This window comes from Microbacterium sp. 22242 (assembly GCF_052045495.1).
Taxonomy (GTDB): Bacteria; Actinomycetota; Actinomycetes; order Actinomycetales; family Microbacteriaceae; genus Microbacterium.
Map to the genome: position 1 here is coordinate 45294 of NZ_JBQEOZ010000014.1, position 22807 is coordinate 68100.

Annotated in this window: 22 protein-coding genes; 5 read left to right on the forward strand and 17 right to left on the reverse strand. The window is 69.4% G+C overall.

The window, feature by feature from the left end:
• Positions 1-20 precede the first annotated feature (20 nt).
• A complete protein-coding gene (locus ACTJJZ_RS14390; protein ID WP_440721871.1) occupies positions 21-593 on the reverse strand; it encodes a TetR/AcrR family transcriptional regulator in 573 nt (190 codons plus the stop codon).
• 86 nt (positions 594-679) lie between these two features.
• On the opposite strand from ACTJJZ_RS14390, the gene ACTJJZ_RS14395 reads away from it, so the two are divergent.
• Positions 680-1366 (forward strand): DUF899 family protein, encoded by a 687-nt coding sequence (locus ACTJJZ_RS14395; protein ID WP_440721872.1) that lies wholly within the window; start codon positions 680-682, stop codon positions 1364-1366.
• A gap of 43 nt (positions 1367-1409) precedes the next feature.
• On the opposite strand, the gene ACTJJZ_RS14400 is transcribed toward ACTJJZ_RS14395, so the two are convergent.
• The 5 genes from ACTJJZ_RS14400 to ACTJJZ_RS14420 all read right to left on the reverse strand — a co-directional run bounded on the left by ACTJJZ_RS14400 (position 1410) and on the right by ACTJJZ_RS14420 (position 6258).
• On the reverse strand, positions 1410-2270 hold the full coding sequence (locus ACTJJZ_RS14400; RefSeq protein WP_440721873.1) for a metal ABC transporter permease: 861 nt from the start codon (positions 2268-2270) through the stop codon (positions 1410-1412).
• On the reverse strand, positions 2267-3106 hold the full coding sequence (locus ACTJJZ_RS14405) for a metal ABC transporter ATP-binding protein (RefSeq protein ID WP_440721874.1): 840 nt from the start codon (positions 3104-3106) through the stop codon (positions 2267-2269). The genes ACTJJZ_RS14400 and ACTJJZ_RS14405 overlap by 4 nt, the downstream gene beginning before the upstream one ends.
• Positions 3103-4029: a metal ABC transporter solute-binding protein, Zn/Mn family gene (locus tag ACTJJZ_RS14410; protein ID WP_440721875.1), complete on the reverse strand. Its 927-nt coding sequence runs from the start codon at positions 4027-4029 to the stop codon at positions 3103-3105. Before ACTJJZ_RS14410 ends, ACTJJZ_RS14405 begins: the two co-directional genes overlap by 4 nt.
• 76 nt (positions 4030-4105) lie before the next feature.
• The gene (locus ACTJJZ_RS14415; protein ID WP_440721876.1) at positions 4106-5224 is read right to left on the reverse strand and encodes a PLP-dependent cysteine synthase family protein; all 1119 of its coding nucleotides are present in this window, start codon (positions 5222-5224) and stop codon (positions 4106-4108) included.
• A 116-nt stretch (positions 5225-5340) separates the two neighbouring features.
• The gene (locus tag ACTJJZ_RS14420; protein WP_440721877.1) at positions 5341-6258 is read right to left on the reverse strand and encodes a LysR family transcriptional regulator; all 918 of its coding nucleotides are present in this window, start codon (positions 6256-6258) and stop codon (positions 5341-5343) included.
• Positions 6259-6420: 162 nt separating this feature from the next.
• Between ACTJJZ_RS14420 and ACTJJZ_RS14425 the strand changes: the two genes are divergently transcribed.
• From ACTJJZ_RS14425 to ACTJJZ_RS14435, 3 genes are read left to right on the forward strand one after another with little or no spacing between them, the layout of a single operon-like run.
• Positions 6421-7749: an MFS transporter gene (locus ACTJJZ_RS14425; RefSeq protein ID WP_440721878.1), complete on the forward strand. Its 1329-nt coding sequence runs from the start codon at positions 6421-6423 to the stop codon at positions 7747-7749.
• Positions 7749-8243, forward strand: coding sequence for a RidA family protein (locus ACTJJZ_RS14430; protein ID WP_440721879.1), 495 nt, complete (start codon positions 7749-7751; stop codon positions 8241-8243). Before ACTJJZ_RS14425 ends, ACTJJZ_RS14430 begins: the two co-directional genes overlap by 1 nt.
• Positions 8244-8300: 57 nt before the next feature.
• Positions 8301-9506, forward strand: coding sequence for an amidohydrolase family protein (locus ACTJJZ_RS14435; protein WP_440721880.1), 1206 nt, complete (start codon positions 8301-8303; stop codon positions 9504-9506).
• 53 nt (positions 9507-9559) lie between these two features.
• On the opposite strand, the gene ACTJJZ_RS14440 is transcribed toward ACTJJZ_RS14435, so the two are convergent.
• The 4 genes from ACTJJZ_RS14440 to ACTJJZ_RS14455 all read right to left on the reverse strand — a co-directional run bounded on the left by ACTJJZ_RS14440 (position 9560) and on the right by ACTJJZ_RS14455 (position 14506).
• On the reverse strand, positions 9560-11242 hold the full coding sequence (locus ACTJJZ_RS14440) for a glycoside hydrolase family 13 protein (RefSeq protein ID WP_440721881.1): 1683 nt from the start codon (positions 11240-11242) through the stop codon (positions 9560-9562).
• 149 nt (positions 11243-11391) lie between these two features.
• Entirely contained in the window at positions 11392-12291 is a 900-nt protein-coding gene (locus ACTJJZ_RS14445) for a carbohydrate ABC transporter permease (protein WP_440721882.1), read from the reverse strand.
• The gene (locus ACTJJZ_RS14450) at positions 12291-13202 is read right to left on the reverse strand and encodes a carbohydrate ABC transporter permease (RefSeq protein WP_440721883.1); all 912 of its coding nucleotides are present in this window, start codon (positions 13200-13202) and stop codon (positions 12291-12293) included. The genes ACTJJZ_RS14445 and ACTJJZ_RS14450 overlap by 1 nt, the downstream gene beginning before the upstream one ends.
• Entirely contained in the window at positions 13199-14506 is a 1308-nt protein-coding gene (locus ACTJJZ_RS14455) for an extracellular solute-binding protein (protein ID WP_440721884.1), read from the reverse strand. Before ACTJJZ_RS14455 ends, ACTJJZ_RS14450 begins: the two co-directional genes overlap by 4 nt.
• A 132-nt stretch (positions 14507-14638) precedes the next feature.
• Here ACTJJZ_RS14455 and ACTJJZ_RS14460 point away from each other — a divergent pair, with 132 nt between their 5' ends.
• Positions 14639-15850: an ROK family protein gene (locus tag ACTJJZ_RS14460; RefSeq protein ID WP_440721885.1), complete on the forward strand. Its 1212-nt coding sequence runs from the start codon at positions 14639-14641 to the stop codon at positions 15848-15850.
• 59 nt (positions 15851-15909) lie between these two features.
• Here the strand turns inward: ACTJJZ_RS14460 and vapC are convergent, their stop codons facing one another.
• The 7 genes from vapC to ggt form a co-directional block, all read right to left on the reverse strand.
• A complete protein-coding gene (vapC, locus tag ACTJJZ_RS14465) occupies positions 15910-16314 on the reverse strand; it encodes a type II toxin-antitoxin system VapC family toxin (protein WP_440721886.1) in 405 nt (134 codons plus the stop codon).
• Positions 16311-16517: a type II toxin-antitoxin system VapB family antitoxin gene (locus ACTJJZ_RS14470; protein WP_440721887.1), complete on the reverse strand. Its 207-nt coding sequence runs from the start codon at positions 16515-16517 to the stop codon at positions 16311-16313. Before ACTJJZ_RS14470 ends, vapC begins: the two co-directional genes overlap by 4 nt.
• Before the next feature lie 43 nt (positions 16518-16560).
• Positions 16561-17013, reverse strand: a complete 453-nt coding sequence (locus ACTJJZ_RS14475) for an NUDIX hydrolase (RefSeq protein ID WP_440721888.1) — start codon at positions 17011-17013, stop codon at positions 16561-16563.
• Positions 17014-17076: 63 nt separating this feature from the next.
• The gene (locus tag ACTJJZ_RS14480; protein WP_440721889.1) at positions 17077-18420 is read right to left on the reverse strand and encodes a dihydrolipoamide acetyltransferase family protein; all 1344 of its coding nucleotides are present in this window, start codon (positions 18418-18420) and stop codon (positions 17077-17079) included.
• A gap of 123 nt (positions 18421-18543) precedes the next feature.
• Positions 18544-19572 (reverse strand): alpha-ketoacid dehydrogenase subunit beta, encoded by a 1029-nt coding sequence (locus ACTJJZ_RS14485; RefSeq protein WP_440721890.1) that lies wholly within the window; start codon positions 19570-19572, stop codon positions 18544-18546.
• Entirely contained in the window at positions 19572-20711 is a 1140-nt protein-coding gene (locus ACTJJZ_RS14490; RefSeq protein ID WP_440721891.1) for a thiamine pyrophosphate-dependent enzyme, read from the reverse strand. Before ACTJJZ_RS14490 ends, ACTJJZ_RS14485 begins: the two co-directional genes overlap by 1 nt.
• Positions 20712-20946: 235 nt before the next feature.
• Positions 20947-22803, reverse strand: coding sequence for a gamma-glutamyltransferase (gene ggt, locus ACTJJZ_RS14495; RefSeq protein ID WP_440721892.1), 1857 nt, complete (start codon positions 22801-22803; stop codon positions 20947-20949).
• Between the last annotated feature and the right edge of the window lie 4 nt (positions 22804-22807).

Here is a 22807-nt window from a genome sequence, read left to right on the forward strand (position 1 = left end):
TACGGGAGACGGCGTCGGCGTCAGCGCGTGACACCGGCGATCACGGCGCGGATCGCGACGTCTCCGCGGCGGCGCTGCTCGGCCCGCGGGACGTGCGCGAGCGGACCGTGCAGGCAGAGTTCGGCGAACCCGTGCACGGTCGCCCAGCACGCCCACGCGGCGTCGTCCTGGCGGGCGGGATCCAGAGCGCCCTCCGCGACGAGGGCGTCGAGCGCGGCGGTGAGCGCCAGGAAGGCGGGGGCCTCCCCGACGGCGGCGGGATCCGGCCGCCTGGCGCCGAAGAACACCACGGCGAACCAGCCGGGCTCCTCGAGAGCGAAGTCGACGTAGGCCCGGCCGATCCGGCGCAGATCCTCACGCGGGGACGCGGCGGGAGGATCGGTCATCGACGCCGCCAGCCCCTGCTGGATCGCCGCCGCGGTCGCGTCCAGCAGTGCGGCGCGGTTCGGGAAGTGCCGGTATGCGGCGTTCGGCGAGACGCCGGCCCGGCGCGTGGCCTCGCGGATCGTCACCGCATCCGGTCCGCCGTCGCGGCTGAGCTCGACGGCGGCCTCGACGAGAGCCGTCGCGAGGTCGCCGTGATGGTAGGCCACTGGATCCCTCCGCCCTTGTCCACGCCCCCGACAATGTGTACGGTATGAACATACCGTATGTGGACAACGTGAACATCGGAGGAGCCATGACAGCCCTGCCCCCTGTGGTCGACGAGCAGACCTGGCGCGAGGAGCTCGCGAAGCTGCGGATCAGGGAGAAGGCCGCAACCCGTGAGCTGGACGCGATCGCCGCCGCCCGCCGCCGCCTTCCCGCGGTGAAGCTGCCCGAGTACACCCTGATCGCCGAGGACGGCAGCCGCGTGCGTCTGGCCGACGTCTTCGAGGGCCGCAGCCAGCTCGTCACCTACCACCACATGTGGACCGATGGCGCCCGCTGGCAGTGCCCCGGCTGCACCGGCGCCACGTCGCAGTGGACGCGCACCGAAGCCCTGGACGACCTGGATGCGCGCCTCGTCATCGTCACGAACGGCCCGATGGACGAGATCCTCGCGTACAAGAAGCGCGTCGGGAACGTCATGCCGTTCTACTCCTCGGCCGAGTCGTCCTTCGGCGCCGACATGGGCGCCGCACCGGGCGAGGGTTTCGGCTACAACGTGTTCCTGCGCGACGGCGACGACGTCTACCGCACCTGGCACACGAACGGCCGCGGCGCCGAGCAGTTCATGCTCTCGTTCGCGGTGTCCGACGTGCTGCCGTACGGGCGCCAGGAGGCGTGGCAGGACGTTCCGGAGGGATGGCCCCAGCAGCCCACCTATTCGCGCGGTCGCACGTCGAAGGACATCGCCGCCCTGTACGGCGACCCCGAGGCCTGACCGCCGGGATCCGCACCGCCGGCGCGAACAGGCGGTTCGCCCGTCAGTTCGAGCGCACGACCCGGTCGCGGCGGGATCCGATCCCGCGGCAGACCAGGTAGATCACGAACGAGACGGTCGTGATGTAGGGGCTCACCGGAAGCGTCCCCATCACCGCCAGCAGGATCCCGCCGACGGCGGACACGACGCCGAACGCGGCGGCGAGCAGCGGCACCGCGAGCGGGCCGGTGCGCACGCGCATCGCGGCCGCCGCCGGCGTCACCACCAGCGCCATCACCAGCAGCGCACCGATGATGTGCACGGCGACCGCCACCACGAGCCCGAGCAGCAGCATGAAGGCGAACGAGACCCCCACGGTCGGCACGCCGCGGGCGGCCGCGGACTGCGGGTCGAGGGAGTCGAAGCGCAGCGGACGCCAGATCACGAGCAGGCCCAGCAGCACCAGCGCGCAGATGCCGGTCAGCCAGCCCAGCTGCTCGGATTGCACGGAGACGATCTGCCCGGTCAGCAGGCTGAACCGGCCCGCCGCCCGGCCGTTGTACAGCGACAGGCAGAGGATCCCCACGCCCAGCCCGAACGGCATGAGTACGCCGATGATCGAGTTGCGGTCGCGGGCGCGGGCACCCAGCCAGCCGATGATCGCGGCCGCGATCAGGGATCCGACGATCGAGCCGGTCACGACGTCCACGCCGACGAGCAGCGCCACGGCGGCCCCCGCGAAGGACAGCTCGCTGATGCCGTGCACCGCGAAGGCCATGTCCCGCTGCATCACGAAGACGCCGATGAGGCCGCCGACGAGGCCCAGCACGGCGCCGGCCCAGACCGAGTTCGAGACGAGGGCGAGGATCTCGCCGTACTGCGGCAGCCCGCCGAACATGGCCTGGCCGATGTCCGAGAGGTTCATGCGCCTCCCTCCGCGTCCGGCCCGTCGTGGTGATGCGCGGCGCTCTCCGCGTCGGGCGCGCCGACGACGACTAGCCGCCCGCCGACCTCCGAGACGAACACCGGGACGCCGTAGAGGTCCGAGAGCACCCGGGTGGTGAGCACCTCACGCGGGGTGCCCAGCGTGAACCGGCCGTTCGCCAAGTACAAGATCCGGTCGACGATGTCGAGCACGGGGTTGATGTCGTGCGTCACGAGCAGCACGCCGGCGCCGGTGCGGCGATGCCGGTCGATCAGCTCCACGACCGCCTGCTGGTTGGCGAGATCGAGGCTGGTCAGCGGCTCGTCGCAGAGCAGCAGCCGGGGGTCGTCCGCCAGCGCCTGCCCCACCCGCAGCCGCTGCTGCTCGCCTCCGGAGAGGGTGCCGGCCGGACGATCGGCGAACGAGTCCGCCCCCACCGCGGCGACGAGCGCGGCGATCCTGGCCCGGTCGCCGCGGCGAGGGATGGGAAATCCGAACCGGTGCCCGTCGACGCCCAGCGCGACGAGGTCGCGGCCGCGCAGCGACGTCTCCGGCGGCAGCGGACGTGCCTGCGGCAGGTAGCCGACGTGGCGGTTGCCGCGCCCGCGCACGGGCTGGCCGACCGCTTCGACGGACCCCTCGGAGAGCTGCTGGAGTCCGAGGATCGCGCGCAGCAGCGTCGTCTTGCCGGATCCGCTCGGGCCGAGCACCGCCACGAGCTCACCGGGGGCGACGTCGAGGTCGAGACCGCTCCAGAGCTCGCGGTCCTCCCGGCGGATTCCGGCGCCGCGGATCCGCAGCAGCGGGGCGGCCGGAGAGGCGGCGGGAGAGGTCACTTGTCGAGATTACGCGACAGGGTGGCGATGTTGTCCTGCATCCAGCTCAGGTACGTCTTGCCGTCCGGGATCAGCTCGGTGACCTCCTGCACCGGCACGCCCTTCTCCTTCGCGACGCCGATGACCTTGGTGGTCTCCGCGCCCCCGGCCTGTGCGTTGACGAACAGCGCCTTCACCTCACCGGATCCGACGAGCCTCGTGGCATCCAGGAGCGTCGCAGGCGGGACGTCCTGCCCCTCCTCGACGGCGTGGCTGAACGCCTCGGGGGTGACGTTCACCAGGCCGGCCGCCGCGGTCAGGTACAGCGGAACCGGCTCGGTGACGAAGATCTTCTCGCCCTGGTGCGCGCCCTTGATCGTCGCGAGCGAGGAGTTCAGCTCCGCGAGCCCCTTCTCGAAGGTCGCGAGGTTCTTCTCGAAGTCGGCCTTGTGCTCCGGCGCCATGCTGCTCAGCTCGTCGGCGACCTTCTTCGCCACGCCCTCGACGACGGCCGTGTCGTACCAGACGTGCTCGTTGAACCCCTCGACGGTCTTCGCGACGTCCTCGCCCTTCGGCCAGGTGGGCGCGAAGGAGACGGCCGTGATGACCGGGGCGGAGCTGCCCGACTTGGCGAGCAGATCACTGAAGAAGGCGTCGTAGCCGCCGCCGTTGTCCAGGATCAGCCCGGCGCCCCGCACCTTCAGCTGGTCGGCCGCCGTGACCTCGTACTCGTGCGGGTCCTGCGACAGCGAGGCGATCACCGAGGTGACCGTCACGTGGTCGCCGCCGATCTCCTTCGCGACGTCGCCCCAGACGTTGGTCGACGCGGTCACCGCGATCGTGTCCTTGCCCGACGAGGACGCGGGACCGGTCGTCGCGGAGCAGCCCGCGAGGGCGACGATCGAGGCGGCGGCGAGGGCGAGGGCGGCGAACGGCTTCTGCATGGTCTCGAGCGTACGTTAAATGAGAATCATTATCAAAACAGGCGGGCCCTCGCAGCGCAGAGGGCCGACGCCCGTGTCAGTCCGCGCGCGGCAGGCCGGTCGACTGATATTGCGAAAGCAAATCGTTCCACGGCGTCGGGTCGATGCCGCGAGCAGCTACCCACGCGTCGTCGTAGTAGGTGGAGGCGTAGCGCTCGCCGCTGTCGCAGATCACCGTCGCGACACTGCCCTCGCGTCGGGATGCACGCATCCGCTGGGCGATCCGGAGTGCTCCCCAGATGTTCGTCCCGGTGGACGGACCGACCCTCCGGCCGAGCAGATCGGACGCCCAGCGCATGGTCGCGATCGAGGCGCCATCAGGCACGGGGATCACCTCGTCGACGAGGTTCGGGACGAAAGACGGTTCGACGCGAGTGCGCCCGATGCCTTCGATCCGCGACGGGGTCGAGGTGGTGAACGTCATGTCCTTGCGTCGCCACCCCTCGTAGAACGCCGAGCCGTCCGGGTCGACGACGGCTACTCGACTGCCGATGCCCTTGTGCCGGGCGTACCGGGCGATGCAGGTGCTCGTCCCGCCCGTGCCGGCTCCGACCACCACCCATTCCGGCACGGGGTGCGGCTCTCGCGACATCTGGCTGAACATCTCGCTCGCGATGTTGTCATCGCGCCAGTTGGTGGCCTGGCTGGCGAAGGTGAACTGGTCCATGAAGAAGCCCTCGCTCCCTTCCGCGAGTCGCTCCGCGGTGCGCACCACATGGGTCGGATCATCCACCATCTCCACTCGCCCGCCGTGGCGCTCGATCAGCGCGATCTTCTCGTAGCTGGTCGCTCGGGGAAGCACGGCTACGAAAGGAAGCCCCAGGATCTGGGCGAAGTACGCCTCGCTGACGGCCGTGGAACCGCTGGACGCCTCGATGATCGTCGTGCGCGGGCCGATGTCGCCGTTGCAGAGCGCCTGCACGAAGAGCGAACGGGCCAGGCGATGCTTGAGACTGCCCGTCGGGTGCAGCGACTCATCCTTGAGGTACAGATCGACGCCCTCCAGTCCACGCACGCGAAACGGCAGCAACGGCGTCCAGCCGCTCCGCCCCGCCTCCGCATCCAGCAGCCTCAGCGCATGGCGGACCCAGTTCCGGTCGGCACGGGTAGCGCACGGCGCAGCCTCTGGAGGGCGGGTGCGGAGTTGCTGCGACATGGCGGGTCCTCTTCTCGCGGTCGGGGCGCGCGACGTCGGTCGCGCGCTCTCCCACAGTGTGCGCGCCGGGAACCCCAACGACGAGCGAGAGAATCAGTGATCGAGCAAACAAACGCTTATATGCGCGGCGCCGTTGCAAGGGCCGACGCGGCCTCCCTCAGCGACTCGATCACCCGGATGATCGCGGGCGTATGTCGCTGGGATCGCAGCACGGTCGCGGTCACGTGCCGGTGCCGCTCCGGCAGCAGCGGCCGCGAACGCAGCTTCGGATGCTTCACGAACGACTGCGTCATCTGAGGCATCACGGCGAGCCCGAGACCGGAGACGACATAGCTCTGCACGGCGAGGTTGTCATCGGTCGTGATGTCGATGCGCGGCTCGAACCCGGCGTCCCCGCAGGCCGTGACGAACTCCTGCCGACACCGCACGCACCCGGCGACCCAGCGTTCGTCGCGCAACTCCGCGAGTTCGACCTGCTTGCGGCGCGCGAGCGGATGATCGTCCGACATCATGAGCACCATCGGCTCCGTGAGCAACGGGATGGTGTTGAAATCCGGTTCGCTCTGCGACGCGGGCTGGTCGTCGTAGCGGAAAGCCACGACGATGTCGAACTCGCCGCTGTGCAGACCCTGCAGGGACTCCGGCGGCTCCGCTTCGAACAGCTCGAGTTCGATCCCGAGCTGACGGGACCGGAGCCGCGAGATGGCCGACGGCACGAGGGTGGCATTGGCGCTCGGGAAAGCGCAGATGCGCACGCGCGCCTCCTTCAGGCGGGTGACGGCGGCGATACGCTCCTCGGTGGCGCGCAGCTCCGCCAGGATCTCCGCAACACGGGACGCGAGCACTTCCCCCTGCTCACTGAGCTTCAGGCCCCGTCCGTCGCGAGAGAACAGGGTCGTCTTCAGGTCGCGTTCGAGCGCCCTCATCTGCTGGCTGACGCCCGGCTGCGTGTAGCCGAGTTCGCGCGCGGCCCCGGCGAAGCTGCCGATCCGCACGACCGCTTCGAAGGTGAGGAGTCGCTGCGTGTCCAACACTCCTGAAGTATAAGCAGGTGTTTGACTCTGCGAACCAAGTGCCGCATTGGCTTTTGTATCAACAGTCGCAATGATGAGGACACCGCATCACCCGAAGCGGTCTGAGGCGCCCGGCATCGAGGCCGACGCGCATCCGCCAATGCGTTCTGAGGAGAAGGCAGCATGGCCTCGACAACAGTGGAATCAGCACACAGCTTCCGTACTCGACTGCGGGCCATCAGCGGCAGCGTCATCGGCACCTCTCTGGAGTGGTACGACTTCTTCCTCTATGGGACGGCCGCGGCGCTCGTGTTCAACCACGTGTTCTTCCCCACCGTCGATCCGCTCATCGGGACGCTTCTCGCCTTCGGCAGCTTCGCGGTCGGTTTCGTGGCGCGGCCCATCGGGGCCCTCGTCTTCGGGAACCTGGGCGACCGCCTCGGGCGCAAGCGGATCCTCGTCGTGACGCTCATGATCATGGGCATCTCCACGATGCTGATCGGGGTGCTCCCCGGGTACGCCGCGATCGGCGTGCTGGCTCCGATCGCCCTGACGCTGCTGCGCTTCATCCAAGGTTTCGGGCTCGGCGGCGAATGGGGAGGGGCAGTGCTCATGTCCCTCGAGCACGGCGATCCGAAGCGACGCGGATTCGCCGCAAGCTGGCCGCAGATCGGCGTGCCGCTCGGCCTGCTTCTCGCAAACGGTGTTCTGACGCTGATGCTGTGGCTCACCGACGACGCCGCGTTCCTCGCCTGGGGCTGGCGCGTGCCCTTCCTGCTCAGCGCCGTCCTCGTCGCGATCGGCTTGTGGATCCGGTTGCGCGTCACCGAATCGCCCGAGTTCGAGAAGCTTGCGGCCGAGGGCTGCCGAGTACGCTTCCCGATCCTGGAAGTGCTGCGGACCCAGCGCCGCGAGCTGCTGATCGCCACGGGCTCCCGGATCGGGACCGACGTCGCCTTCTACATCTTCGTGCTGTTCGTCGTCACGTACCTCACCCAGATGGTCGGGCTGAACCAGTCCGCAGCGACGCTGGTGGTGCTGGCGAGCGCGGCGACCATGGTCGTGTTCATCCCCGTTCTCGGTGCTCTCTCCGACCGCGTCGGCAGGCGCCCCGTGTACTTGGCCGGCGCGATCGGCGCGGTCCTCTGGGTGTTCGCGTTCTTCCCGCTGCTGGACACGCACAACCTCCCTCTGATCGTGCTGGCGGATTTCATCGGCATGCTCTGCTGGGCCGCCATGTACGGGCCCCTCGCCGCGTTCACCACCGAGCTCTTCCCTGCCAACGTGCGCTGCAGCGGTGCGTCCCTCGGCTTCCAGCTCTCCGGGATCCTGGGCGGCGCCCTCGCACCGATCATCGCCGTGGCGCTGTACGGACGCTTTCACAGCTGGCTCCCCATCGCGGTTTACGTGGCCGTGATGCTCGCGATCACGATCGTATCCGTCATGGTCGCCCGGGAGTCGTCACGCGACCACGGGTCCATCGAGCCGGCCGCCGTGGCCGAGGTGAATTGATGGCGTCGGAGCGGCACGACGAGGTCGTGCGGAATCTGCGGGACGCGGGCTTCGAGCTTCCGGCGATGCAAGCGGCCATCGCGGCCTACACCCCGGCACTCCAGATCGGCGACTTCGCGTTCACATCGGGACAGCTTCCTCTCGTCGACGGCGCTCTGCCGATCACCGGCAAGGTCGGTGACGGCGAGAGCCTCGTGGCGCCGGCATCCGCGAAGGAGCTCGCGGCCCGGTGCGCGCTGAACGCGCTCGCCGCGCTGGCCGCCGCGGCCGGCGATCTCGGCCGCATTGCACGGGTCGTGAAGGTGACCGGCTTCGTCGCGAGCGACCCGGTTTTCACAGAGCAGTCCGCGGTGATCGACGGCGCCAGCGAACTCCTGCGCCGAGCGTTCGGCGATGATGGCATCCACACCCGGTCGGCCGTGGGCGTGGCCGTGCTCCCCAAGGACAGCCCGGTCGAGGTGGAGCTGATGGTCGCGCTCCGGCCGGCGGAATGACGATGCACCCGAGCGCCCGCACCCGCAGGCGCCAGAACACGGATTGGCGGTAAAGAAATGACCTGGGACGAGACCTACCCGGAGGGCTTCTTCGGCCCGGCCACGGGATCGTTGCTCATCAAGAACCTGCGCGGCGTGGTCACCGGTCGGCTGGGCGATCCGCTCCGCGAGGTGGAGACGATCCGCGTCAGCGGCGGCCGCATCGAGGAGATCGGCGGTGCGGCGGACGCTGAAGCCGATGTGGTGATCGACGCGAAGGGTGCCGTGGCGCTGCCGGGCCTGTTCGACACGCACACGCACTTCGCGATCGGCGACTTCAACCCGAAGCAGAACACGGTCGGCTTCATCGAGAGCTACATGCACGGCGGCGTGACGTCGATGATGTCGGCGGGCGAGGTGCACTTCCCAGGACGGCCCATGGACCGCTTCGGCGTCAAGGCCGTCGCCGTCGCCGCGAACCGCTCGTTCACCCTCAACCGGCCCGGCGGAGTCCGCATCCACGGCGGCTCACTCATGACGGGTCCGTATATGGAGCAGGAGGACTACGCCGACCTGGCTCGGCAGGGCATCTGGCTCATGAAGGTCGGTTTCGGCGGGTTCACCAAGCCGACCGACGCCGTTCCGCACGTGCGCTGGGCGCAGGAGGCGGGCTTCGTCGTGATGTCGCACTCCGGTGGTGCGTCTTCCGTTCCCGGCGTGGCCCCGATCACGGTCGACGACCTGATCGCCATGGCTCCCGACATCGCCGGCCACATCAACGGCGGCACGACGAGCCTGCCCGAGGCGGACGTCGAGAGGCTCGTGAAGGAGTCGACCGCCGCGCTGCAGCTCGTACAGGCCGGCAACCTCTCGGCCAGCCTCAACATCCAGCGGATGGCCGCGGAGAACGATGCCCTGGACCGCGTGATCCTCGGCTCGGACACCCCGTCCGGCACGGGAGTCATGCCGCTCGCGATCATCAAGACGATCGCCGAGCTGTCGTCAATCGGGGGCGTGCCCGCAACGGACGTCATCGCCTACGCGACCAGCAACGCCGCCCGGGTGCTGCGCCGTGACGAGGGCGTGCTCGACGAGGGTCGGCCCGCCGACATCGTCCTCGTGCAGCAGCCGGTAGGAGGACCCGCGAACCACCCGATCGATGCGCTGAACCGGGGTGACATCACTGGCATCGCGAGCGTCATCATCAACGGACAGATCCGTGCGCTGCGCAGCCGGAACTCCCCTGCGCCGATCCGGGAAGTAGAGGTGCAGCCGCACCGCTGAGTGGACGGGGTGGCCGGAGCGGGAGCGATCCGGCTCCGGCCACCCTCACCTTCTCAGCTGCGCAGCCAGACCGTGGTCTCGCCGGGCACCGCGCCGTCGACGAGCTCGCCCAGCACTACGTCGGCGCCGCCCTCGAGAGCGAACGGCTCGGTGCCGAAGTTCGTCACGACCTGCCACCCGTTCGGCCGGGCGAAGCGCAGCACGTCGTCACGACCGGTCTCGATCCACTCCAGGCTCTCGCCGGCCTGCAGCTCGTGACGCAGCGCGAGCGCGCGCCGGTAGGCGTTCAGCGACGACGACGGATCCGCATCCTCCGCTTCGACCGCGTACGCGGCGAACCAGGCCGGCTGCGGGATGTGCGCGCCCGCCGTACCGAAGCCGAACGACGACCCTGTGCCGGTCCAGGGCAGCGGAACCCGGCAGCCGTCACGGCCGAGGCCGTCGCGCTCAGGATCCGCGCCGCGGAAGAACGCCGGATCCTGCCGGTCCTCGGGCTTGATGTCGGCGACCTCGTGCAGCCCGAGCTCCTCGCCCTGGTACAGGTACGCGCTGCCGGGCAGGCCGAGCAGGAACAGCGACGCGGCCAGCGCACGCCGCCCGCCGCGCTCGAGGTCGATCTGGTCGGCGGGTCCACCGGCGAGGATCCAGGCGGATCCCTGCTTGATCTTGCGTCCGTTCAGCGGCTCGAGGCCGTAGCGGGTCGCGTGCCGGACGACGTCGTGGTTCGAGAGCACCCAGGTGGAGCTGGATCCGGTCGCCGCGCTCTGCGCCAGGTTGTCGGTCACGATCGCCCGGAACTGCGCGGCCTCGAAGTCCGCCTCGAGCAGGTCGAAGTTGAACGCCTGGCCCAGGCCCTCCGGCGTGGCGTACTTGGCCCGGCGCTCCGCCGTGGCGACCCACGCCTCGGCGACCGCGATGCGCGGCGGCTCGTACTCGTCGAACACCTGCCGCCACTCGCGGTAGATCTCATGCACCGCGTCGCGGTCCCAGAGCGGGTGCCGGCCGTCGGTCGTGTCGATCGCGTCCAGCTCGGCCTGGCTCGGCAGCACCTCGGGCAGATCCTTGCTGAGCCCGTGCGCGACGTCGATCCGGAAACCGTCGACCCCGCGGTCCGACCAGAACCGCAGCGTCTCGAGGAACTCCGTGTGCACGTCGGGGTTGTCCCAGTTGAAGTCCGGCTGCTCCTTCGCGAAGAAGTGGTAGTACCACTGGCCGTCGCCCACCGGCTCCCAGGCCGGCCCGCCGAAGCACGACTGCCAGTCCACCGGGGGCAGCTCGCCGTTCTCGCCGAGTCCGTCCCGGAAGATGTACCGGTCGCGCTCGGGCGAGCCCTTCGGTGCGGCGAGCGCGGCCTGGAAGAGCGCGTGCCGGTCGGAGGAGTGGTTCGGCACGATGTCGACGATGACCTTGATCCCCCTGGCGTGCAGGGCCTCGATCATCTCGTCGAAGTCGGCCAGCGTGCCCAGACGCGGATCCACATCGCGGTAGTCGTCGACGTCGTACCCGCCGTCGGCGAGCGCGGACGGGTAGAACGGGCTCAGCCACACGGCGTCGACGCCGAGGCCGGCCAGGTAATCGGCCTTCTCCACGACGCCGCGGATGTCGCCGAGGCCGTCGCCGTTCGCGTCCGAGAAGCTGCGCGGATAGACCTGATAGACCACGGCCTGACGCCACCACGAGGCGTCGGTCTCAGTCGAGGTCTGGAGCGTCTCGGTCGCGAGGGCTGCATCAGTCATTCGGGGTCCCTTCTGGGGTTCGGGGTGGTTTCTGTGGGTTCGGGGTGGTGAGCCCTTCGACAGGCTCAGGGACCGGGCGGCGACAGGCTCGGGGGAACGGGCGGGTTCGGATCCGGTCGCTGAGCCTGTCGAAGCGCGGCGGCGCGGCGTCAGCCCTTGACGGCGCCCTGCGTCACGCCCTCCATCACCCAGCGCTGGGTGAAGAGGTACGCGATGATCGCCGGCGCCATCGCCATCAGATACGACGCGAAGGCCACGTTGTAGTTGCTGCTGAACTGATTCTGGAACAGGTTCTGCCGCACCGGCAGGGTCTGCAGCGCCGGATCCGAGATGATCAGCGACGGCATCATGAAGTCGTTCCAGGCGTACAGGAACGCGAAGATGCCGATCGTGGCGCTCATCGGCCCGAGCAGCGGGAAGATGATCCGCCAGAACGTCTGCCAGGTGCTGGCGCCGTCGATCCGGGCGCTCTCCTCGAGCTCGAGCGGGATCGAGCGCAGGAATGCGGTGAACAGCAGCACGCTGAAGCTGAGCTGGAACATCGTGGCGAGGAGGATCACGCCGAACGGGTTGTCCAGATGGGTGAGCCCGGTGAGCTGGATCTGCGGCAGCGCCACCACCGGGAACGGGATGAACATCGCCGCCAGCAGGTAGAAGAACGAGTAGCGGAACAGCTTGTGATCCCATTTGCGCACGATCGCGTACGACGCGAACGCCGACAGCACCACGGTCAGGAACACGGTGCCCGCGGTGACGAGCAGCGAGACGCCGGCGCCCACCGGGAACTTCGTGAGATCCCAGGCCTGCGTGAAGCCGTCCAGGCTGAACGGGGCGGGCAGCGAGAACGCGTTGCCGTCCACCGACTGCTTGGACGTCTTGAACGCCATCGACACCGTGACGTAGAGCGGGATCAGCACGGTGAAAGCGCTCAGGATCAGGAGGATCGTGCCCGACCAGTTCACCCGCTCCATCCTGACGCGGGGAGCGCGGCGGCGAACGCCGGCCTGCGTCGTGACGGCCTCGGTGGTGAGAAGAGTCTGCGTGGACATCAGAGTGCGTTCCTTCCGCGGGTCACGGACAGCTGCAGCAGGGAGATGAGGATGGCGACGACGAAGAAGATCGTCGCGTTGGCCATCTGGTAGGCGTAGTCGCCGCCGTTGAAGCCTGCGATGATGGTCATCGCCACGCTGCGGGTGGACGTGCCGGGGCCGCCGTCGGTGAGGCCCTTGATGATGTCGTAGGCGTTCAGGAAGCCCTTGAAGCCGAGAACGACGTTGATCACGAAGTAGCCCGCCACGAGCGGCACCGTGATCCGGGTGAGCTGCTGGAACTTGTTCGCGCCGTCCAGATCGGCGGCCTCGTACACCTCCCCGGGAACCGAGAGCAGACCGGCGATGTAGATGAGCAGCGTGCCGGGGATCGCCTGCCACGCGGTCACGATCACGATGCCGACCCAGGCCAGGTCGGGATTCGCCAGGATGCTCGTCGACAGCCACGGGATCCCCGTCGCGGTTCCGAGCGCCGGGATCGAGTTGGAGAACAGGAAGTTGAAGACGTACGCGATGATGATGCCCGAGACGACCATCGGGATCACGAAGATCGCACGCAGACCGGTCTTGAAGCGGATCCGCGAGACGAGTCCGACTGCCAGCAGGAACGCGAGCACGTTCACCACGATCACGGTCACGATCGAGAATCCGAAGGTGAACAGGTAGCTCTGCAGGATCGCCGGATCGCCGAACGCCGCGATGTAGTTGGTCAGGCCGTTGAAGCTCCACGTCCCGATCCCGATCGAGTCGGTGAAGCTGAAGAAGATGCCCATCACGGCGGGCACCGTGATCGCCAGCGTGAACAGCACCAGCGTGGGAAGCAGGAACAGGTAGTAGATCGGCTCGATCCGCCGGCTGCTGCGGCGGACTGTGCGGTCGCCGCCGGTGACGATGGTGGTCGTGGTGCTCATTTCGCGCTCCCCTTCGAGTCGCTCGGAAGCTTCGGGGCGAGGAAGGCGGCGCGCACCCAGTCCGCGTCCATCGTGCTGAGGTTGTCCTTGACGCTGCCCCCGAGGGCGATCGACTGGACGTAGTTGAAGACCGGGATTGTCTTCGGCACCAGCACCGAAGCCCCTTGATAGACCGCACCCTTGGTGTAGTACGGGATCATCCCCGCGATCCGCGGATCGGTCGGCATCTTCGCGTCCGTGGTCGGGCTGAACCCGAGCTGCGAGGCGTTGTAGCCGTCGACGATCTTCGGCTGGTACAGGTACTCGAGGAAGTCGCGGGCCGCCTTCTGGTGCGCCGATCCCGTCGGGATCATCGCCGCGAGGTCCATGTTGACCCGGACCTTGAGGTCGTCCGGGTTGTTCGTCATCGGCAGCGGGAAGCTGCCGAGCTGCAGATCCGGTGACGTCTTCGCGATCTCGCCGAACGCCCACGGCCCTTGCAGGTACATCGCCCCCTGCCCCTTGGCGAACGCGAGGTTGCCGTCCACGTAGGCCTGGCTGCCGGCGTTGGGCTGCGTGTACTTCTTGATGAGTTCCGTCATCTGGTCGACGGGCTTCGCGAAGTCCTTGGAGAAGGAGGTCTGCGAGTTCGGCCCGACGTCGGTGCCCTCCGCGTTCATCTTCTTGAAGAAGTCGACGACCGGCACCTCGCCGCCCACGGCGTAGTCGTACCAGCCCTGGCCGATCGTCCAGTTGTCCTTGAACGTGCCGTAGAACGGGGTCACTCCGGCTGCCTTCAGCTTGTCGCACGCGGCGATCAGCTCGTCCCAGGTCTTCGGGATCTGGATGCCGTACTTCGCGAAGATCGCCTTGTTGTAGATCACCGATGCGGCCATCACCGAGTAGGGCAGCACGGTGGTCTTGCCGGGGCAGACGCCGTACTGATCCAGCAGCGGCTTGAGATCCTTGCGGATCCGGCTGGCCTCCGGGGTGTCGGCGAGGTCGGTCAGCGCGCAGCGCTGCACGAACCGGGCGACCTCGAAGTTGTAGTTCGCGAGCATGAGGTCGGGCGGGTTGCCGCGCACGAAGCTCGCCGAGACCACGTCGACGCCCGACGTGTCGATCTCGACGCGCACCTTGTCCTGCGACGCGTTGTAGTCGTTCACGACCTTCGTCATGAAGTCGATCGCCTCGCGCTTGCTGAACGTGAAGCGCACCGTCTCGCGGCCGTCGGTGGAGCAGGCCGCCAGCCCGCCCGCCGCGAGTGCGAGCACTGCGGTGACGGCCAGCGCCTTCGCGGCCCGTCTGATCTGTGCAGACACCATCGTCCTCTTCTCCGTCCTCTCCCCGGAGGCCGCACGTCTTCGCGGGCCGTAACTTCGGGGATTAGATTTTGTACTCGAATCAACTCGAACGAGGGATACTCTGACAGAACCCCGCCCGAGAGGTCAAGCATCATGTCGACATCCGTCGTCGAGCACGGCAACGCGCGGCCCAGTCTGGGCCAGGTGCTGGACTTCGCCTGGGGGCGCGGGCCGTTCACCGCGACCGAGGCGATGGCGGGGGCCTCGCTGACCCGCTCGACCACAATCGACGCGATCGACACCCTGGTCGATCTCGGCGTCGTGCACGAGCTCGCGAACGCCCGCGACGCCGGCGAGTACTCGGGCGGTCGGCCCGCGCGCCGATTCGAGCTGCCCGCCGACCTCGGTGCCGTCATCGCTCTCGACGCCGGCGACGCGCACCTCGGCATCACCATCACCGACCTGGCACGCGCACCCCTGGCGCATCTGCGCACCGGCCTCGACCCGCAGCACACCGTGGGCCAGCGGCGGGCGACGATCCTGCGTCACCTCGAGGCCGCCCTCGCGGAGAGCGGCGTGCCGCGCGATCGGATCCTCGCGCTGTGCGCCGGCGTCGCGGCTCCGGTCGCGCGGGACGGATCCTCCCCGCCGCATCCGGCCGGCTTCTGGGAGCGCACCAATCCCGGCCTCGCCGAGGTGCTGGCCGGGTGGGCGCCCGTGGTCCAGGTCAAGAACGACGCGGTGCTCGCCGCGGCCGCCGAGGGAGACCTGGGCGAGGCGGTCGGCTGCCGCGACTACATCGCCCTCGTCGCCGGGGAGCGCCTCGGCGCCGGGGCGGTGGTGGACGGCCACATCCTGCACGGCGCGCACGGCGGCGTGGGCGAGATGGTGCTGTTCGACCATGTCCGCGGCGTCGACTCCGCCGACGGGCTGGGCCCGGTGACGGCGCGCCTGGCCCGGGGGCTGATCGAGGCCGGCGAGGCCTCCCCCGGCGGCCCGCTCGTGGCACTGCTCGCGGACGGCCTGCCTGCGGACCGCATCCTCGCCCTCGCGGCGGCCAGGGATCCCGACGCCGTGCGCGTGGCGCGCAGGGCCGGGGAGTTCCTCGCCCGCGTGGTCGCCGTGCTCGGCAGCACGTACGATCCCGAGCGGGTGATCATCTGCGGAGCGATCGCGGACGGCATCGAGCCCGTGCTGGACGCCGCCCGAGACGCCCTGCGCCCGCTCCTGGACCTGCCTGCACCGGTTCTGCTGCGCTCACGCCTCGGCGCCGACATCGTGCTCACCGGCGCGATCTCCACGGCCCTCGCCGCCGCCCGCAGCGTCGGCCTGCCTCAGCTGGTGGCGCAGCGCCTTCGCGGCTGAGGCCGAAGTCGCCGGGCGGCGCGTCGAGTTCCGGGGCCGCGTCGAGAGACGCGACCCCGTCAGGCATCCAACAGGGAGACCGTCTCCAGACCGCACCGCGCCCTGAGCACTTCGAAGTCCCTGTCCCGATGCATCACGGGAAGGCCCATTCGCAGAGCGACCGACGCGATCAGGCAGTCGCCGAGGCTGCGCACGGTCTCTCCGGCGCGGCGGCATTCTCGTTGCAGGCTCGCCGCACGAAGGCTGTCCATGACGGGAGTCATGGGTGCGAGCTCGAAGGACTCCAGCATCCGCCGCCGCTTCGCCGCCACGATCTCATCGGTCGGACCGCTCAGCAGCTCCAGCAGAACGGTCTCGGGCACCACGATCCGCTCGCCGGCCGCGATCAGTGCGGCCAGGCGATCCCCTGCACGGGAAGGACCGGAACGCAGATACTCGATCCACACCGACGTGTCGACGATCACGGCGCCGACCAGCCGGCCTCGACCTCATCGTTGTCGAACTCGATCCCGCTGCCCTGCATCGCCAGGATCTCCTCCCGTGGCATCGGGGGCGTGATCAGGCTGTTCAGGGCGAAGTCCACCGCGCCCCGCTTGGACTCCAGTCGGTATCTCCTCATCACCTCGGCGACGAGGTCATCATCGATATCGATATTCGTGCGAGTCATGACACCACGTTACACCTGATGGTGTATGGCCGCTCTGACCACGTCAGTCGACCTGGCGGAGCCTTTCGCGTGCGAATGCCCGGACCGCGTCGAACGTGCGGGGCTCGCTGAGCACTTCGGCCCGCGCGAACCAGCGTGCGCCTGCTACTTCGCGTTCGGCCGTCGAGAGAGCCGGCGTGCGATCGCCGACGAGCTCGTACATCATGTCGATGTGGATGTGTTCGGGGTCCTCGGCCGTCGCCGGGATGAGCTGAGCGCTCATCGTCAGAGGTGTTGGCAGTTGGACGTCGATCACGCCCTCGAGCGCAAGATCGAGACTCTCCTCCCGTCGGTGTGATGCGTGGACTCCGGTCTCCTCATAGACCTCACGCAGGACGGCGGCCGAGGGGAACTCGTTGTCGTCGACATGCCCGCCAGGCGGCAGCCAGCGTTGAAGTTTCCGATGGAAGACCATCAGGAGGTGGCTGCGGTCAGAGGTGACTGTGTAGCCGGTCACCGTGAAGTGTTTGACCTTCTGGTCTGCGTCTCGGAGCACGATGTCCGCTGTCCCTGCAATGTGTCAGTCGACGAGCAGCGCGGGCTCCTCGAGCACGGCGGCGACGTCCGCGATGAAGCGGCTCATGCCGTCCCCGTCCACCACGCGGTGATCGAAGGATCCGGCGACCGTGGTCACCCAGCGCGGACGCACCTCGCCGTCCACCACCCACGGCTTCTGGCTGATCGTGCCCATCGCCACGATGCCGGCCTCGCCCGGATTGATGATCGGGGTGCCCGCGTCCATCCCGAACACGCCGATGTTCGTGATCGTGATCGTGCCGCCCTGCTGGTCGGCCGGCGTGGACTTGCCCTCGCGCGCGGTCGTCGTGAGCCGGTTCAGGGCGCGGGCCAGGTCCTTGAGGCCCAGGTCCTGAGCGTCCTTGATGTTCGGCACGAGCAGGCCGCGCGGCGTGGCCGCGGCGATGCCGAGGTTCACGTAGTGCCGCACGGCGATCTCGGCGCCGTCCGCGGTGTCGATCCAGGCGGCGTTGACCATGGGCGTGCGGCGCACTGCCCAGATCACGGCGCGCGCCATGATCAGCAGCGGCGAGACCTTGATGTCGGCGAAGTCGGGCGAGGCCTTGAGTCGCTTGACCAGCTCCATGGTCCGGCTCGCGTCGATCTCCTTCCACACCGTCACGTGCGGCGCGGAGTAGGCGCTCTGCACCATCGCGGAGGAGGTCGCCTTGCGCACGCCCTTGACCGGGATGGACTCGGTGCGGCTCTCGTCGGCGCCGGGGCGGGCCGGCGAGATCCCGCGAGCGAGGCCGACGGGAGCGGTGTGCGGCGCCGGCACGGTCTCCTCGCGCACGTCGCCCCATTCCGGGGTCTGGATGTTGCGGAACACGCTCGCCTGCTCGGCATGCTTGAGGACGTCGTCCCGGGTGACCTCGCCGTCCGCGCCGCTGGGGGCGACCTGGGCGAGATCGACGCCGAGGTCGCGCGCGAGCTTGCGGATCGGCGGCTTCGCGATCACGCCGACCGAGGAGCGCACCGGCCGCTCGGCGGGCCGGCGGCGGCGCGAGGTCGCCTCGGTGCCGGATCCGTATCCGACCAGGACGGATCCGGATCCCTCGTCTCCGGCGGGCGGGGCGGACGGCGCCGGAGCGGGCGCGGGTTCGGGCGAACCCGTCAGGAACGTGATGATGGGGGTGCCGACGTCGACGGTCCTGCCCTCGGGCACGAGCAGCTCGCCGACCGTGCCGGCGTGCGGCGAGGGCAGCTCGACGAGCGACTTGGCGGTCTCGATCTCGCAGATCACGTCGTTGACGGCGACCGCGTCGCCGGGTGCGACCTTCCAGGTGACGATCTCGGCCTCGGTGAGGCCCTCGCCGACGTCCGGGAGGGTGAAGGTCTGGGTGCTCATCGGAGTTCCTTTCGGCGGAAGTCCCGCGGTCGGTGTGTGCCGAACTCAGTCAGTATCGTGTGGATTCGCGGTGCGCGGGTGAGAATCGGCCGCATCGACTGAGTTCGGCACCCCATGGGACGGTCAGTACGCCAGGGACCGATCGACGGCCTCGAGGATCCGGTCCGGATCCGGGAGGTAGGCGCCCTCGAGCTTCGCGGGCGGGAACGGGGTGTCGTAGCCGGACACCCGCAGCACGGGCGCCTCCAGGGCGTAGAACGCTCGCTCCATCACGGTCGCAGCGACCTCGCTGCCCACGCTCACGAAGCCCGGGGCCTCCTGCGCGTAGACCATGCGCCCGGTCGAGCGCACCGAGTCCAGGATCGGGCCGTAGTCGACCGGCGACAGCGAACGCAGGTCGATCACCTCGCAGCTCGTCCCCTCGGCCTCGGCGAGGGCGGCCGCCTGCAGCAGCGTCGACACCATCGCGCCGTGCCCGACCAGGGTGACGTCGGATCCGCGGCGCACGATCCGCGAGGCGTGCAGCGGCACGGCGGGGGCGGCGAGGTCGACCTCGCCCTTGGCCCAGTAGCGGCTCTTCGGCTCGAGGAAGATCACCGGATCGTCCGACGCGATCGCCTCCTGGATCATCCAGTACGCGTCGTTCGGCGTCGACGGCGAGACCACCCGCAGCCCCGGGGTGTGCGCGAAGTACGTCTCCGGGCTCTCCTGATGGTGCTCGACGGCGCCGATGTGGCCGCCGTACGGGATCCGGATCACGATCGGCATCGAGAGCCTGCCCTCGTGCCGCGCGGTCAGCTTGGCGAGCTGGGTGGTGATCTGGTCGAAGGCGGGGAACACGAAGCCGTCGAACTGGATCTCGATGACCGGCCGGAACCCGCCCATCGCGAGGCCGATCGCGGTGCCCACGATGCCCGACTCGGCGAGCGGCGTGTCCAGCACGCGCCGTTCCCCGAAGTCGCGCTGCAGGTGCTCGGTGACGCGGAACACACCGCCGAGCTTGCCGATGTCCTCGCCCATCAGCAGCACGCGGGGATCGTCCTCCATCGCCTTGCGCAGCCCCGCGTTCAGCGCCTTGCTGAACGGCATCGTCTCGATGCGCGTCGCGGCGGACTCGGTCGCTGCGCCATTGGCGGTCTCAACCGTGGTCATCAGTGCCCCTCCCCTGTCGCGGCTGCTCCGCCGAACGACGCCTCGTACTGCGCCTGCCAGGCCTTCTGCTCGGCCATCAGCGGATGCGGCTCGCTGTACACGTAATCGAAGATGGCCTCGTGGCCCGGTGCGGTGAGCTGCAGGGTGCGCACCCGCAGATCCTCGGCGGCATCCGCGGCCTCGGCCTCGGCCTCGGCGAAGACGGATCCGCCCGCGCCGCGGTTCTCCAGGAACGCACGCATCCGGGCGATCGGATCGCGCCGCGCCCAGTCCTGCTCCTCGTCGCCGCCGCGGTACTTGGTCGGGTCGTCGCTCGTCGTGTGCGCCCCCATCCGGTAGGTCACCGCCTCGATCGCCCGAGGGCCGTCGCCGCCACGGGCCTCGTCGAGCGCACGGCGGGTGACGGCGTAGCTGGCGAGCACGTCGTTGCCGTCGACGCGGACGGACGGGATGCCGTAGCCGGCACCGCGCTGCACGAGCGGCACGCGCGACTGGGTCGAGACCGGCACCGAGATGGCCCAGTGGTTGTTCTGCAGGAAGAACACCTCGGGGGTCTGATAGCTCGCGGCGAACACCATCGCCTCGTGCACGTCGCCCTGGCTGGAGGCACCGTCGCCGTAGTAGACCATGACGGCCTCGTCGCGGTCCACGTCGCCGGTGCCGCACCTGCCGTCGAAGACCAGGCCCATCGCGACGCCGGTGGCGTGCAGCGTCTGCGAGCCGAGCACGAGCGTGTAGATGCGGGTCTTGCCGTTCTTCGGGTCGGAGGGGTCCCAGCCACTGTTCGAGGTGCCGCGCATGAGCTTGATGATGTCCACCGGGTCGACGCCGCGAATGCGGGTGACCGCGTGCTCGCGGTAGGAGGGGAAGATCGTGTCCTGCGGGCGCGAGGCGCGGGCGGATCCGACCTGCGCGGCCTCCTGGCCGCGGCTCGGCGGCCACAGCGCGAGCTGGCCCTGACGCTGCAGGTTGGTCGCCTGCGCATCGATGGCGCGGATCACGACCATGTCGCGGTAGAGCTGCCCGAGGTCGCTGTCGGGCAGCGCCTCGATGATCGGGAGGTACTCCTCGGCGGCGGGACTCGGGGCGAAGGCTCCCTCGGCGTCGAGGACGCGGACGGTGGCGGAATCGGCGGTCACGTTGTCTACGCTAACCGAGGTCTGCGGCTCCGGAGTGGAGGGTGCGCACAAACGATCCCGGACGTCCTAGGAACTTCCCCACCGACGCATGCGCTGCGGCGGATATCCAGGCGTCCCACGTATTTATGCCAGGTCCCCCTAGCTTTTTGCGTGGGAGTCCTCGCAATGGGCGGGTCCGTTCGTCGACTGCCCCGACGTGACCAGGAGCAGTGCTGTCGCGCCTCAGGAGCGGAGGCTACGGCGTGGTGGACACCACCATCGCCGAGCCCCCGCCTCGCCGCACGGGCTCGGCCGCCGCGACGGTGCTGCCGTCCGGCCGGAACTCGATGGCCGTGGCGGCGCCGATCTCGGCCGCCGACGTGAACGAGTCACCGGACGGCACCAGGGTGTGCCCCAGGGCCGTGAGACCGGCGCCGTACTGGTCGATGAAGGCCGGCTCCGCCACCACGCTGGTCCCGTTGCGCGGCGCCGCCCTCGGCGCGGCGATCGCCTGGGAGACGTCCATGCCCAGGTCCACCCGGTTCAGGATCGTCTGCAGCACGGTGGTGATGATCGTGGATCCGCCGGGCGAGCCGAGGGCCAGGAACGGCTTGCCGTCCTGCAGGATGATGGTCGGCGACATGGAGGAACGCGGCCGCTTGCCCGCCTCGATCCGGTTCGGGTCCGTGGCGTTCCAGACCGCGGAGAAGTCGGTCAGCTCGTTGTTCAGGAGGAACCCGCGCCCCGGCACGACCATGCCGGACCCGCCCGTCTGCTCGATCGTCAGCGTGTACTCGGCCACGTTCCCCCACCGGTCGGACACCGTCAGGTTGGTCGTCGAGATGTTCTCCGTGTCCCGCTCGGACGCCGCCGGCGCCGTGGCGCCAGGGCACACGCCGTCGTACGCGGTCACGTCTCCCGGGGCGACCGGCGTGGGCAGCGCGTGCGCGGGGTCGATCAGGCACGCGCGCTCCGCGCCGAACAGCGGATCGGTCAGCGCCGCCGTCGGAACGTCGACGAACGCCGGATCGCCCACGTACTTGCCGCGGTCGGCGAAGGCCAGCGAACTCGCCTCGAAGTAGTGGTGCAGCGCCTGCGTGCTGTCCATTCCAGACAGCCGATAGTTCTGCAGGATGTTCAGCGCCTCGCCCACCGTGGTGCCGCCGCTGCTGGACGGCGCCATGCCGTAGACGTCCAGCCCGCGGTAGTTCACGTGCGTGGGATCCTGATCCACCACGGAGTACCCGGCCAGATCCGCCGCCGTCATCGAGCCGACCGGCACCGGCAGGGTGGTGTCGGGCGACTTCGGCGGCGCCTGCACGGTCTGCGCGATCTCCTGCGCCAGCGGCCCGGTGTAGAAGGCCTTGGTGCCATCCTTGGCGAGCAGTCGGTAGGTCGCGGCGAGGTCGTGGTTCTGGAACACGCTGCCCACCGCGGGGGCGTCCCCACCCGGCAGGTACAGCTTGCTGGTGGAGGTGAACGCCGCGAAGCGCCGCTTGTTGTCCAGGGTCTGCTGGCGGAACGTGTCATCCACCACGAAGCCGCGGTCGGCCACGGTGATGGCCGGCTTCAGCGCCTCGCCCAGGCTCAGCGTGCCCCAGCGCTCCAAGGCCCGCTGCCAGGTGGCTGCCGTTCCCGGGACGCCCACGGAGACGCCGCTGGTCACCAGCTCCGGGGTGAACTGGTAGGGGTTGCCGGTGGCCGGATCGATGAACGCGTCGTGCGTGATGCCGGCGGGTGCGGTCTCACGTCCGTCGATGGTGCTGACCGTACGGGATTTCGCGTCGTAGTAGACGAAGTATCCGCCGCCGCCGATGCCGGCGCTGTACGGCTCGGTGACGCCCAGCGTCGCCGCCGCGGCCACTGCCGCGTCCGCCGCCGTGCCGCCCTTGCGCAGCACCTCGATGGCCGCCGCCGACGCCTCCGGGTCCACGGTGCTGACCGCGCCGCCGTAGCCCGTGGCCGTCGGAGTCTTCTCCGTGGGCCTGGGATCCGCCTGCGCCGGAGGAGCGACGGCGGCCACCGCCGTCAGCGACAGGGTCAGCGCTCCGACCACCGCCGCAGCGCGCGTGCGCACCCGCTTCACATGATTTCTCTTCGTCGAGTCATCCATGCGC

Coding starts and splice junctions, on each gene's coding strand:
- ACTJJZ_RS14395 (WP_440721872.1), top strand. CDS start 680: ATGACAGCCCTGCCCCCTGTGGTCGACGAGCAGACCTGGCGCGAGGAG.
- ACTJJZ_RS14400 (WP_440721873.1), bottom strand. CDS start 2,270: ATGAACCTCTCGGACATCGGCCAGGCCATGTTCGGCGGGCTGCCGCAG.
- ACTJJZ_RS14410 (WP_440721875.1), bottom strand. CDS start 4,029: ATGCAGAAGCCGTTCGCCGCCCTCGCCCTCGCCGCCGCCTCGATCGTC.
- ACTJJZ_RS14415 (WP_440721876.1), bottom strand. CDS start 5,224: ATGTCGCAGCAACTCCGCACCCGCCCTCCAGAGGCTGCGCCGTGCGCT.
- ACTJJZ_RS14425 (WP_440721878.1), top strand. CDS start 6,421: ATGGCCTCGACAACAGTGGAATCAGCACACAGCTTCCGTACTCGACTG.
- ACTJJZ_RS14430 (WP_440721879.1), top strand. CDS start 7,749: ATGGCGTCGGAGCGGCACGACGAGGTCGTGCGGAATCTGCGGGACGCG.
- ACTJJZ_RS14435 (WP_440721880.1), top strand. CDS start 8,301: ATGACCTGGGACGAGACCTACCCGGAGGGCTTCTTCGGCCCGGCCACG.
- ACTJJZ_RS14440 (WP_440721881.1), bottom strand. CDS start 11,242: ATGACTGATGCAGCCCTCGCGACCGAGACGCTCCAGACCTCGACTGAG.
- ACTJJZ_RS14445 (WP_440721882.1), bottom strand. CDS start 12,291: ATGTCCACGCAGACTCTTCTCACCACCGAGGCCGTCACGACGCAGGCC.
- ACTJJZ_RS14450 (WP_440721883.1), bottom strand. CDS start 13,202: ATGAGCACCACGACCACCATCGTCACCGGCGGCGACCGCACAGTCCGC.
- ACTJJZ_RS14455 (WP_440721884.1), bottom strand. CDS start 14,506: ATGGTGTCTGCACAGATCAGACGGGCCGCGAAGGCGCTGGCCGTCACC.
- ACTJJZ_RS14460 (WP_440721885.1), top strand. CDS start 14,639: ATGTCGACATCCGTCGTCGAGCACGGCAACGCGCGGCCCAGTCTGGGC.
- ACTJJZ_RS14470 (WP_440721887.1), bottom strand. CDS start 16,517: ATGACTCGCACGAATATCGATATCGATGATGACCTCGTCGCCGAGGTG.
- ACTJJZ_RS14480 (WP_440721889.1), bottom strand. CDS start 18,420: ATGAGCACCCAGACCTTCACCCTCCCGGACGTCGGCGAGGGCCTCACC.
- ACTJJZ_RS14485 (WP_440721890.1), bottom strand. CDS start 19,572: ATGACCACGGTTGAGACCGCCAATGGCGCAGCGACCGAGTCCGCCGCG.
- ggt (WP_440721892.1), bottom strand. CDS start 22,803: ATGGATGACTCGACGAAGAGAAATCATGTGAAGCGGGTGCGCACGCGC.